Genomic DNA, 12215 nt, shown 5'->3' on the forward strand with positions numbered 1-12215 from the left:
CCCTAAAGGCCTCAGAGCTTCCAGCCCACGGGCTGCGTCCAGGCTTTTTGCAACTGGCCCGGAGTGGCAGGATTCTTCATGACTTTGTCCGTGGTGATGATGGCGCGGACATAAAGCTCGTCACCGGTCATCTGATAGCTGGCCTCCGTGCCTTCGCTGCTGGCCAGCAGCTTGCCCACGTCTTCGCTGTGCTTCAGGCGGATCGGGTAGTTGTCATCCGCAGGCGCGGGTACTTCCTTGACGGCACGGTCATAGTTCTTCGGCGTGCCCCGAAACTCGATGGTGTATTTCACACCGGGTTCGGCTTTGACCTTCACATTGAGTTTACGGGCGGTTTTGTCAAAGGTCACGTCTTCCAGGGTCACGCCGGTGGATGCATAAAAGTCCCCGCGTTGCATGGCCTCCACGAGAGCATTGGGATCCAGCTTGTCCGCCTTCACCATTACCCAGCCACGGCCGGAGGTGGCGGTGCCGCCATGATAATGATGGCTGTCATCGGTGCCCAGGGCATACAGCGGTTCTGCCTTCAGCTCCACCAGCCGGATGGTATTCGCGATGTCCCAGATGCGGTCGGTGGAGGTGTCAGCACGGGCAGGATCGCCCTCGGGATAGGTGGAAGGGTGGCCGTTATACACCTCGAAAAACTTGTCCTCAATGACATGGGCGATGTCCTCCGCACTCACGCCCCAGCGGAAGTTGGGATGGTTCAAGTGTGACATGATCGGGCGGCCTGTCTTCACCGCCTGCGCGGCGATGGCTTGCATGTTCGCCCGCAGCGTTTCCCGGATGGAAACGAGATCTTTGACCGGCTGAATGGCCTCGGTGAGATTGATGGCATTGATGTGAATGGGTGATTTGGCAAATCCGGCGCTCACTTCTTCCGCCTGCACGAGCAAAAATTTGCCAGGTTCTTCCAGCTTCACCCGGTATTCTTCCAGGGTTTTGAGCTTCACCTCGACTTCGCCTTTGTCATTGTTGCGGGTGGTCACCCAGTCCTTGCCGAAACGGTCCACATATTTGTCCATGACCTTGCGGCCCAGGGTGAGCTTTTTCTTTTCGATCGTCGTCTCCGCGACCCACTTCTCGCCTTCAGCCAGAGTGTTGTGATCGGACATGCAGAGGAAGTCGTACCCTTCGTCCTTGTACCAGGCGGAGATCATGTCCGGGAAGTCGTTGCCGTCACTCCAAAGGGAATGCGTGTGTGTATTGCCTTTAAACCAGCGCGGTTCGTCTGCGCTGGCCATGATGGTAGCGGCGATAAAAAGAATCGGAAGGAGGAAGAATCTCATGGTGGTTCTTCTTGAACGGAGCGTATCGGCACGAACAATCAGACGCCCATGTTAAATTCTCTGGATCAAGCCCTCGCCAACACCCGCAGCCACCTGCTGTCCCTGTGCAATGCCGCCGGACACTGGGAGGGGGAGCTGTCCAGCAGTGCGCTCTCCACGGCCACCGCCGTGGTGGCGCTGCATGAGGTGGATGCAGCGGCCTATGAGGATTTGATATCCGCCGGGCTTCGCTGGCTGGTGGCGAATCAGAATGCGGATGGCGGCTGGGGTGATACGACCCTCAGCAAAAGCAATCTGTCCACGACCCTGCTTTGCTGGAGCGCGTTGAGTGGCTGCCTGCGCAAGCAGGTGGTCGGAGCGAGTGATCCCATGGCTTTCGAGGCTCCCCAACCCCACGCTCTGGCGAGCGCAGCTACAGCGCTGGCGGGAGCGTCCACGTGGATTCAAGGACAGGTCGGATCATTGGAGCCAGATGCCATCGCCAAAGCGGTGATTGGCAGGTATGGTAAAGACAAAACGTTCTCTGTGCCCATCCTGATGCTTTGCACCATTGGCGGCACGATGGGGGAGAATGCCTGGAAACGGGTGCTTCCCCTGCCCTTCGAGCTGGCGGCGCTGCCACGCTCCTGGTTTGGCGCGGTGGGCTTGCCCGTGGTCAGCTATGCCCTGCCGGCTTTGATCGCCATTGGTCATGCGCGGTTTAAAAAGGCACCGCCCGCGTGGTGGAATCCGCTCGGCTGGCTGCGTGGTCTTTTATGGAAACGCATCCGTCCGATGCTGAAGACCCTGCAACCCAGCAGCGGCGGTTATCTAGAGGCCACACCCCTAACCAGTTTTGTGACCATGGCTCTGGCGGCGTCTGGGGACAAAGATCATCCATGCATTCCTGGTGCGGTCGCGTTTCTCCGCCGATCCATGCGCCCAGATGGAAGCTGGCCCATCGACACCAATCTGGCCACCTGGGGGACAACACTGGCTTGCAAGGCTTTGGGCAGTGCCGACTCCACTGTCCGACAGTGGCTGCAAGCACAGCAGTACCAAAAAGTTCACCCCTTCACCAATGCCGCCCCCGGTGGCTGGGCGTGGACGGATCTCCCTGGCGGAGTGCCGGATGCGGATGATACGGCAGGTGCGGTAATCGGCCTCAAGCTGCATGAAGAAACCAGCTCCGAAGCCTCCGCACAAGCCGGTATCCGGTGGCTGCTGGACCTGCAAAACCGCGACGGCGGCATCCCCACTTTTTGCCGGGGCTGGGGCACACTGCCTTTTGACCGAAGCACTCCTGAACTCACCGCCCATGCGCTGCTCGCCTGGTGGCTGTGGGAGAAGGAGATGCCGAAATCGATGCGTGATGAAATCCAACATGGCACCCAAAAGGCACTCAACTACCTTCGCAAAAATCAGCTCCCTGAGGGCTCCTGGATACCTCTTTGGTTCGGCAATGAACACACGCATGATGAGAATAATCCGGTCTATGGCACAGCCCAGGTGGTCGCTTATCTGAGCGGTTGCGAGGCGCTGGTCGTGCAGGCTGGCGATCTCATCCGCAGCGGTTGCGCTTATTTGGAAAGCACGCAAAAACCCGATGGAAGCTGGGGCGGCGACAAACAGTCTCCGGCTTCGATTGAAGAGACGGCAGTGGCCATGAATGCGCTATTGCTGCAAGGGGAGCGGACGAGGGCGTCCGCGCTCCGGGCGGCGGAGTGGCTCATCTCGGTGACGCAAAACGGCACACATTTCCCAACAGCCCCTATCGGCCTCTACTTTGCGCGACTGTGGTATCACGAAAAACTTTACCCCGTCGTCTGGACGCTGCAGGCACTTCGCCGTGCAAAAGCGGTCTTGTCCTCCGTTGAGGATTCCGGTACAACCACGCCCCAATCATGAGCACCTCCCGCCGCACTTTCCTGACTTCCCTGGCTGCCAGCGCCGCCACCTCCGCCTTTGCCCGCGACTGGTCAGGGCAGACGCCAGAGCGTTATCCGGACCCGGATGTCATCGCTCTGGAGCCTGCCTTTTCCAAATACATCCAGGGAAACTCGCCCATCCGCCGCCTGCACACCGGCATGCTCTGGGCCGAAGGCCCGGCCTGGAACGGCGCGGGCAACTACCTCGTCTGGAGCGACATCCCGAACAATGCCCAAATGCGCTACCTGCCCGAGGACGGTCATGTGAGCGTGATGCGCAACAACTCCGGCAACAGCAACGGCAACACCTTTGACTGGCAGGGCCGCCAGATCTCCTGCGAGCACGCCAACCGCCGTGTGGCCCGGTATGAACTCAACGGCAAAATCACTGTGCTGGCCGCCGAGTTTGAAGGCAAGCCGCTCAATGCTCCCAACGATGTCGTCGTCCATCCCGATGGCGGCGTCTGGTTTACCGATCCCGGCTACGGCAGCATGGGCGACTATGAAGGCAACAAAGGCGAGCTCCACCACAAAGAAGCCGTCTATCGCATTGACCCCGGCGGCAAGATCGAAAAAGTGACCGAGGCCGAAGCCAAGCCTAACGGATTATGCTTCAGCCCGGATTACAAGAAGCTCTATGTGGTGGACACTGGCAGCGCCAAAAACATTCGCGTATATGATGTGAAGGACAGCGTGAAGCTGGGGGAGGGCAAGGAATTTGCTGTGATGAATGAAGATGTTTCCAAAGGGCTACCTGCCGAATATCAGCGCTCCGAGCGTCTCCACCAAGAGCTTTACTCTCAAGGGCGACCTGCAACTGGATCAGGGATCCGCCTCCTGCTTACCGCTACGGACATGTCCGCTGAAGAGCTTCAACCGAAGCTCGCAGAAATTAAAGACCTGGAGCGCAAGTTTCGTGGATGGGAAACGCATCGTAAAAACTTTTCAACTTCCCGCACCAAGGGCCAAGGCGGCTCCGACGGCATCCGCTGTGATGTGGACGGCAATGTCTGGGCCACCGCCGGCTGGATCGGCGATAACTATGACGGTGTGCATGTCTTCTCACCAGAAGGCCAGCGCATCGGCTTCATCAAGCTGCCCGAGACCGGCAGCAACCTCTGTTTCGGCGGACCCAAAAGGAACCGCCTGTTCATCACCGCAAGCCAGTCGCTTTACTCGGTGTATGTGAATACCAACGGCGCGCATTTTTGCTAACGGAGTGCGAGTGCCCTCGCCCGCCATCCCTTTACAAAACCGTCCTCGAATTACCTTTGCGATTCCTTATGCAGGGCTGAAGTTGGACTCGTTATGCAAACCATCTCTGTTCTCATCGGTATCGTCTGCGCGGTTCTGCTGGTCCCCGGGCTCATCCCGCTGCTGGGCTGGACGCTCTGGGCGACCTTGTTCGGTGCTTTGATCGGGATCATCTTTGGTGCTTTCCCCAAGCGAAAAATCGGCCTAACCATCAACCTTGCCGTGGCCTTGATCGCTGCGCTGCGCCTGTTCCTCGGCGGCGGTGTCATCTGACCGGCGGCATCTTCACCCGCCCGTGCTTCACGCTGACATGCGGGTTGTCACGGGCCAGAAAACGCCAGGGAAAATCTGCCGCCTGGCTGATGCCCACACGCACATCGCTCAGCACCTCCACGTCTGAGCCTGCTGCGCGAAGACCGCAGCCAGCGGGCCTGCTGCGTCCCACCAGCGGTGTGCCGTGATGGATGCCAGCAATGCCCAACGCCAGTGCCAGCTTGCCCGGGCCGGAGCACAGGTCTGTCAGCTTTTCCTTCTGACGCCGTTGCTTCATTTCATCAATCCCATGCCGTGGATCCAGCGCACGCACCAGCACCAGTCCATCCCGCTCGCCACCCTTCACGAGAATGTTAAAGAGCCAGTACATGCCATAGTTAAAATACACATAGGCACTGCCAGACGGCTTGTTTTTGACAAACTCCCGCGCACTGGGACGCGAGGCCGTGTGGCAGGCAGGATCCCCTTCCACCGCATAGGCTTCCGTCTCCACGATGATACCCGAGCAGCCCTGCCAGACAAGCTCCACGCCTACGAGATCGCGTGCCACGGTGAGCACATCGCGCTCGAAAAAACCGGTGGTTAGAAACGCCATATCAAAGTCCCGTGGGATGGTCCACAAACTCCCAGGGCAGGCCAAACTGCGTCTGCAAATGCTGCGCCAGCGCCTTCACGCCAAAGGTCTCCGTGGCGTAATGGCCTCCGTAGAGAACATTGATGCCCAGCTCCTCCGCCAGCGTGTAGCTCCAGTGCGGCCCCTCACCCGTGATGAAGGTATCCACCCCCGCTTTGGCAGCCGCAGCCACTTCAGAGCCTGAGCCGCCGGAGGAAATGCCAATGCGCTTTGTCACCTTTGGCCCGCCAGCACAGACATGCACCCGACCGCCATCCAATGCTGAAGTGAAGCGAGCCAGCACATCATCCAAAGGCAGCTCGGCTTCACAAGTCACCCCTACCGCCAGGCCCTTGTAATCAAGGAACCCGCCGCTGGGCACAAGCTGCATGGCCTTGGCAATCTGCGCATTGTTTCCCAGCTCCGGCTGGGCATCCAGCGGCAGGTGTACGCTGTAGATGGCCAGGTTGTTTTCCAGCGCCAGGCTCATCCGCTCAAAGGCTGCTCCGGTCCAGGGCTGCAAGCCGGTCCAAAACATGCCGTGATGAACAATCAAAAGATCTGCCCCTGCCTCAATGGCCTTCGTCACCACCGGCAACGTCGCATCCACCGCCGCCGTCACCTTGCTCACCGTGCCCTTGCGATTGGCCAGCTGCAGGCCGTTCACCGCATTCGAATAATCCGGCAGGTCACGGATTCGCAAAAGGGTGTCCAGGTGGTTGGTGAGGTCGGTGAGGTTCATGGTGGATGTAAATCTGGCTATAAAGGTTCAGCGACCCTGTGCCACCAAATCTTCGTGCGCGGCGATCAATGTATCCAATGAAACCCTGTCGCCTGCATCCATTTCGGCATTGATTTTGGACAGCTCACGAGCTTCGGTTTTCTTCATTTGCTCCTGCAAATAAGCCTTGATCTCACATTGCTCAGATGGAGCAAGCTGAAGGATTTCATGTTTGATGTCTGCCAAGTTCATGGTTAGGCGATTTTTGGCCCGTGCAGTTTCATTTACCCCGCCGAAGCAGCCCGTCCCTCTACCAGATTTCTCCCGGAAGAAAGCATGTCCACGAGCCACTGGCGGATGGCTTTAAAGCCGCGCATCAGGGTGCTGTCCATGACCTCCTGGCAACCGAACCTGGCGGCGATGGTCTCTTCCAGGCGGCGGTAACGGGGTAGCAGGATGAGGGCACTGCGGGGCCGGGTGCCGGTCTGTCCGCGATGCGCCACGCTGGGGTGCAGCAGACCCCGGCACATCACCATGCCCTGGCCGGCGACGGCCACCTTTTTCTCCGGCATCACCAGGAAGGGCCGGAAGGCAAAGTGAGTGACACCAGCAGGATCCTGCGTCAGCCGACCCATCGTGCGCACAGGAATGCCATCGGTGCGGCGGGCCAGAAAGCCTTTCACACCGCCATCCAGATCTTCTTTTAGCGCCCGCTTGTTCAGCAAAAAGTCGCGCCCCATCAGGGTCCCAAAAAGGGTGAGGCGGAAAGACCACCCTGCCAAAAACAGCCCGATGAGCAGGATGATCGAGCACAGGACCAGCGCCGGAATGGGGCTGTAAGGAATGAGTGCCGCCGCACCGGTCACCAGGGTCAGGAGGCCCAGCTTGGCCAGCTTCAGGCTGGCATCCACAATGCCGAAGGGCGAAAGGGCAATCAGCACATTGATAGCATGCGAGCTCAGCCAGACGACCGTGAAGGCAAACATGGCCAGCGGCACCGTCAGCCAGGGCGTGTGCAGCGTGGCATCCAGGATGCCCGCCACCGGAAGCATGGCCAGACCGGAATCCGCCATGCCCGCCATGGCCTGCAGCTGGATGCGCTCCACCGTGGACATGGCCACAGCCACCAGGGGCACAAAAGCAGTGCTCGCCACCAGGGCGCTGGCCTTGTCCTCAAACAGCTCGGCAAAATCCAGCGGCTTCTTCACCAGCGCAGGCGCAGCGGCTCCCAGGAAATCCTTCAAAAAACACATGCCAATGATGGCCAGCCCCGTGCCCCAGGCATACGGATGGCAGTACCAGGGCAGGCGATGACGCATCTCCGGTACGGTGTCATAATATTTCCACGCACCGATGGCGCTCATGCCCAGCAGCGGACTGATGGCAACGCCGGTGATTTCTGAAACGCCCTCCGCCAGGGCCACCCCAGGCACGATCATGTCCGCACGCAGCTTTTTGGCCAGTGACTCTGCTTCAGGCGTAGGCGGAGTTTCCTGAGCCGTGGCGGGGGCAAGAGTCAAGAGCCCCAGCACAGCGGCCAGGCAGGCAGATTTAAGGAAGGATGCATTCATGGCGGTGACATCTGAAGGTTGCTCTGCACAGACAATCGCAAAGAATGCCGCATCTGCGGTCATTGCCAGTTACAATTTTCATCTCATCTCCCACCCCTTGCAAAACGCCGCTCGCACATGGCCCGATTCCGTGCATAGTCTCCGATGCCTTTCAAAGCTCTGGGCCTCGACGCCAAAATTCTCCAAGCCATTTCCGAAGCCGGTTATACTGAACCGACGCCCATCCAGGCCGCCGCCATCCCGCCCATCATTGCCGGAAACGACCTCATCGGCATTGCCCAGACAGGCACTGGGAAAACCGCCGCTTTCACCCTTCCCGTGCTCACCCTGCTGGCCGCTGCGCAGGGCAAACGCGGTACCAAAGTGCTCATCCTCGCCCCTACCCGCGAGCTGGTCGTCCAGATTGAAGAAAACGTACTGGCCTACGCCAAGCACCTGCCGCTGACCATCGCCAAAGTCTTCGGCGGAGTCGGCGAGCGCCCGCAGATCAACTCCCTGCGCAACGGCTGCGACATCGTCATCGCCACCCCCGGTCGTCTCATTGACCTCATGGGCCAGGGCCACGGCGACTTCAGCGGATTGCAGCACCTGGTCCTCGACGAAGCCGACCGCATGCTGGACATGGGCTTCCTGCCCAGCATCAAGCGCATCGTCCAAAAGATGCCGCGCAAACGCCAGACGCTGATGTTCTCCGCCACGCTCTCCAAGGAGATCGAATCGCTGACGCACGAGTTTCAAAATCATCCCAAGATCGTCCAGATCGGCCGCCGCTCCAATCCGGCGGAAACGGTGACGCAGCTTGTTTATGAGGTGCCCGTTCACCTGAAACCCTCCCTGCTCAGCCACCTGCTGAAGGACGACCAGATGGACATGGTGCTCGTCTTTACCCGCACCAAGCACGGTGCCGACCGCGTGGCCCGCAAGCTGGAGCAGACCGGTGTCAAATGCGCCACGCTGCACGCCAACCGCTCCCAAAACCAGCGCCTCAAAGCCCTGGCCGATTTCAAATCCGGCGCGGTTCGCGTCCTGGTGGCCACCGACATCGCCGCACGCGGCATTGACGTGGACGGCATCTCCCATGTGGTGAACTACGACTTCCCCATGCATGCGGAAGATTACGTGCACCGCATCGGCCGCACCGGTCGTGCCCAGGCCATTGGCGATGCCATCAGCTTCATCAGCCCTGAGGACCAGGCTCCTCTGCGCAGCCTGGAGCGGTTCATCAATCGCGGTCTCATCCGCAAAAAAGCGGAAGGTTTTGACTACAATGCCTCCGCTCCTCCACGCAGCGAAGAGCCGCCCCGTTATCGCGATCCCCGCAGCCGCCAACAGGGAGGTGGCCGTGGTGGACGCCCACAGGGCCAAGGTGGCCAGGGCCAAAACGGTCAGGGTGGACAAGGCGGCCAGCCACGTAAGGATGGCGGCGGCAGAGCTTCCGGTGACCGGCAGGCACGGCCGCAAGGTGGCGCACGCGATACCCGCCCTCAGGGCAATGCCCGACCCCCACGCCAAGGCCAGGGACGCCCGCAGGGCGACTCCACAGCCTCCAGCACGTCTTCTGACTCCGAAAGCGGCAGCAAGCGCAGCCTATGGAAGCGCCTTTCGGGCCGCTAAGAGACCGTCTTCCTCAAGGAGCGGGACTTGCCAAAGTCCCTGCTTTTCCAGCGCCGCGAAGAGCGGCAGCTTCTCCCAAGACTTCCCTGCAAAGGCATCGGTCGTGGTGACGTTTGATCTTGCCTGTTCATCCGGCAGTCCTCACGCTACCTACCATGCGACTTATTCTATTGCCCTTCCTTCTCCTGGCCACTTCCGTCCGGGCTGACTTCACCAGCGAGCAGCAGCAGGTCCCCCTGGAAGTGCTGCCCACGGATGCCACGAAAGCCAAGGTGGTCCTCCTGGCAGGCACCCCGAGCAACAAACCCGGCCAGCACGAATACTTCGCCGGTTGCGCCCTGCTGATGGACTGGCTGAAAAGCGCCCCCAATGTCGCACCAGTCATGGTCGCCGAGGGCTGGCCTAAAAATGAAGCGGTGCTGGATGGCGCGCGCTGCGTAGTGATCTTCATGGATGGTGGGGACAAGCTTTCCTTCCTGGCCCCGGACCGCTGGGCACGCATGAAAGCCCTGGCGGAAAGCGGCACCGGTTTGGTCATCCTTCACCAGGCCATTGACTGCCCGCCGGACCGCGCGGCGGATTTTAAAAATTGGTTCGGCGCGGTGTTCCAGAGCGACATCGGCTGCCGGGGCCACTGGGATGTAAAGTTTGATTCCGTGCCCGCCCATCCCATCAACCAGGGCCTGTCTCCGTTTAAACTGCTCAAGGACGGCTGGCTCTACAACCTTCATTTTGCCGACCAGGGTGTGACCCATCTCCTGACAAGCCCTATGCCCGACAGCAGCCGCAAAAACGACGCAGCCAAGGCCAATGCAGGCCGCGCCGAAACCGTCGCCTGGGCTTATGACCGGCCGGATGGCGGACGCAGCTTTGGCTTCACCGGCTGCGATCTGCACAGCAACTGGGCAGAGGCCAACCAGCGCAAGCTGCTGCTCAACGGCATCCTTTGGACCAGCAAGCTAGACGTGCCTGAAAAGGGAATGGACTCCCAAACGACGCCCGAGGCCCTCGCCAAAAACTGGGACCGCAAAGTCTTCCTGAAGAAGCCCGCCAAAGCCGTGAAATAACGTCGCCATTCATGAAACTCCTCTCCCGCCTCCTGCTGACCTCCCTGGTGCTCGGCCTCTGCGCCTGCAAACCCACCTCCCCAGAATCCTCAACGCCAGGAAAACCCAAGATCGCCCTGGTGATGAAATCCCTGGCCAATGAGTTTTTCAGCAACATGGCCGAAGGGGCCAAGAAGCACCAGGCCGCCCACAGCGACGAGTACGAACTTTTGGTTGGCGGCATCAAGAATGAAACCGACCTCACCGAGCAGGTGAACCTGGTGGAACAAATGACCGCGCAGGGAGCCAAGGCCATCGTCATTGCTCCTGCAGATTCCAAAGCCTTGATCCCCGCCCTCAAACGTGCGCAGCAGGCCGGTGTACTCGTCATCAACATAGACAACAAGCTGGATGCCGAAGTCCTGAAACAGGCTGAATTGTCCGTGCCCTTCGTCGGCCCGGACAACCGCGAAGGCGCAAAGCGAGTGGGCGAAGTCCTGGCCAAAAAGCTGCCCGCCGGGGCAGAAGTCGCCATCATCGAAGGCGTCACCACCGCCTTCAATGGGCAGCAGCGCCGAGCCGGTTTTGAAGATGCCATGAAGGCCGCCGGCATGAACATCGTGGCCGTGCAGAGCGGCCAGTGGGAAATGGAAAAAGCCAGCAACATAGCCTCCGGCATCCTCAGTGCCCATCCCAATGTCAAAGCCCTCCTCTGCGCCAATGACAACATGGCCCTCGGTGCCGCTGCCGCGGTGCAGTCCGCAGGCAAAACCGGCCAGGTCCTCATCGTCGGATTCGACAACATCAGCGCTTTGAAACCTCTCCTCACCGATGGCCGCGTGACCGCCACGGCGGATCAACACGCCGACCAGCTCGCCGTCTTCGGCATCGAAGCCGCCCTGAAGGTGATCCAAGGTGGCGCCTCACCTGAAGACCAGACCACGACGGTGGATGTCATCGAAAAATAATTTTGCGGCAGTCACCCCGACGTCATGAACCTGCGCCGCTGGACTGACTTCCTCGTGCTCCTGGCCGTCTGGGCAGGCATGATCCTGCTCTTCGGTCTCCTGCGGGACAGCTTTTTCAGCGCGGCCACACTTGGCTCGGTGGCCAACCGCATTCCGGCTCTGGCCCTGGTCGCTACGGGCATGACATTGGTGATGGTGACGGGTGGCATTGACCTCTCGGTTGGCTCTGTGCTGGGTCTTTGTGGAGCCGTGGTAGGTGTCGTGATGGCGGACTGGCAATGGGGTCTGCCTGGCGCACTGCTGGCCAGTCTTGTCGTGGGCACTCTTGTAGGTAGCATCAATGGAGTCGTCAGCGTGAAGCTGCGGCTGCCTTCCTTCATCGTCACCCTCGGCATGCTGGAGATCGCCCGGGGGCTGGCGTTCCTGACCACGGATTCGCAGACCAAATACATTGGTGCGCCGGTGGAATCTCTCGGCGCGCCCATCGGCGGCTGGGTGATCTCCCCGGCTTTCATCATCGCACTGATCGTCGTGGCCTGCGGCCAGATCATGCTTTCACACATGGCGTTAGGCCGCCACCTGCTGGCCATCGGTGCCAACCGCGAAGCCGCCCTCATCTCAGGCGTCCCGGTGGACCGTCCGCGCATCCTTGCCCATGCCCTGTTAGGCACGCTCACAGGCCTGGCGGCGGTCTTCAACTGCTCCCGCCTGGGCTCAGCCGATCCTAATGCAGGCATCGGCTTTGAACTCTCCGCCATCGCCGCCGTGGTTGTCGGTGGTACCAGCCTCATGGGTGGGCGCGGTTCCGTGATCAAGAGTCTCCTCGGCGTCCTCATCATCGCCACCCTGGAAGCCGGACTGGTCCAGATCGGAGCCTCTGAACCCATCAAACGCGTCGTGACCGGAGCCGTCATCGTCGCCGCCGTCCTGGCCGATGGCTGGCGCAGGAAATAATGGAG

At 60.3% G+C, this 12215-nt stretch carries 12 protein-coding genes; 7 read left to right on the forward strand and 5 right to left on the reverse strand.

The window, feature by feature from the left end:
• Positions 1 to 11 precede the first annotated feature (11 nt).
• On the reverse strand, positions 12 to 1289 hold the full coding sequence (locus WJU23_RS12855) for a hypothetical protein (RefSeq protein ID WP_346332981.1): 1278 nt from the start codon (positions 1287 to 1289) through the stop codon (positions 12 to 14).
• A gap of 48 nt (positions 1290 to 1337) precedes the next feature.
• Between WJU23_RS12855 and WJU23_RS12860 the strand changes: the two genes are divergently transcribed.
• The 3 genes from WJU23_RS12860 (at position 1338) to WJU23_RS12870 (ending at position 4723) form a co-directional block, all read left to right on the forward strand.
• Positions 1338 to 3176, forward strand: coding sequence for a prenyltransferase/squalene oxidase repeat-containing protein (locus WJU23_RS12860; RefSeq protein ID WP_346332982.1), 1839 nt, complete (start codon positions 1338 to 1340; stop codon positions 3174 to 3176).
• Positions 3173 to 4411 (forward strand): SMP-30/gluconolactonase/LRE family protein, encoded by a 1239-nt coding sequence (locus WJU23_RS12865; RefSeq protein WP_346332983.1) that lies wholly within the window; start codon positions 3173 to 3175, stop codon positions 4409 to 4411. Before WJU23_RS12860 ends, WJU23_RS12865 begins: the two co-directional genes overlap by 4 nt.
• 93 nt (positions 4412 to 4504) lie before the next feature.
• A complete protein-coding gene (locus WJU23_RS12870) occupies positions 4505 to 4723 on the forward strand; it encodes a hypothetical protein (RefSeq protein ID WP_346332984.1) in 219 nt (72 codons plus the stop codon).
• On the opposite strand, the gene WJU23_RS12875 is transcribed toward WJU23_RS12870, so the two are convergent.
• Genes WJU23_RS12875 through WJU23_RS12890 form a run of 4 tightly spaced genes read right to left on the reverse strand, consistent with a single transcriptional unit; the run spans position 4716 to position 7628 of the window.
• Positions 4716 to 5318, reverse strand: coding sequence for a DNA-3-methyladenine glycosylase (locus WJU23_RS12875; protein ID WP_346332985.1), 603 nt, complete (start codon positions 5316 to 5318; stop codon positions 4716 to 4718). The two genes, WJU23_RS12870 and WJU23_RS12875, sit on opposite strands and share 8 nt — an antisense overlap.
• A 1-nt stretch (position 5319) precedes the next feature.
• Positions 5320 to 6078, reverse strand: a complete 759-nt coding sequence (locus WJU23_RS12880) for a Nif3-like dinuclear metal center hexameric protein (protein ID WP_346332986.1) — start codon at positions 6076 to 6078, stop codon at positions 5320 to 5322.
• 27 nt (positions 6079 to 6105) lie between these two features.
• The gene (locus tag WJU23_RS12885) at positions 6106 to 6309 is read right to left on the reverse strand and encodes a hypothetical protein (RefSeq protein WP_346332987.1); all 204 of its coding nucleotides are present in this window, start codon (positions 6307 to 6309) and stop codon (positions 6106 to 6108) included.
• A 32-nt stretch (positions 6310 to 6341) separates the two neighbouring features.
• Positions 6342 to 7628, reverse strand: coding sequence for a hypothetical protein (locus WJU23_RS12890; protein WP_346332988.1), 1287 nt, complete (start codon positions 7626 to 7628; stop codon positions 6342 to 6344).
• A gap of 144 nt (positions 7629 to 7772) precedes the next feature.
• On the opposite strand from WJU23_RS12890, the gene WJU23_RS12895 reads away from it, so the two are divergent.
• The 4 genes from WJU23_RS12895 (at position 7773) to WJU23_RS12910 (ending at position 12210) form a co-directional block, all read left to right on the forward strand.
• Positions 7773 to 9242 carry a DEAD/DEAH box helicase gene (locus tag WJU23_RS12895; protein ID WP_346332989.1) on the forward strand — a complete coding sequence of 490 codons (1470 nt, stop codon included), beginning with the start codon at positions 7773 to 7775 and terminating at the stop codon, positions 9240 to 9242.
• 155 nt (positions 9243 to 9397) lie between these two features.
• Positions 9398 to 10309 (forward strand): ThuA domain-containing protein, encoded by a 912-nt coding sequence (locus tag WJU23_RS12900; RefSeq protein WP_346332990.1) that lies wholly within the window; start codon positions 9398 to 9400, stop codon positions 10307 to 10309.
• Between the two features lie 11 nt (positions 10310 to 10320).
• Positions 10321 to 11256 carry a sugar ABC transporter substrate-binding protein gene (locus tag WJU23_RS12905; protein WP_346332991.1) on the forward strand — a complete coding sequence of 312 codons (936 nt, stop codon included), beginning with the start codon at positions 10321 to 10323 and terminating at the stop codon, positions 11254 to 11256.
• A 24-nt stretch (positions 11257 to 11280) separates the two neighbouring features.
• Positions 11281 to 12210 (forward strand): ABC transporter permease, encoded by a 930-nt coding sequence (locus WJU23_RS12910; protein WP_346332992.1) that lies wholly within the window; start codon positions 11281 to 11283, stop codon positions 12208 to 12210.
• Positions 12211 to 12215: the final 5 nt, after the last annotated feature.

The organism is Prosthecobacter sp. SYSU 5D2 (assembly GCF_039655865.1).
Taxonomy (GTDB): domain Bacteria; phylum Verrucomicrobiota; class Verrucomicrobiia; order Verrucomicrobiales; family Verrucomicrobiaceae; genus Prosthecobacter.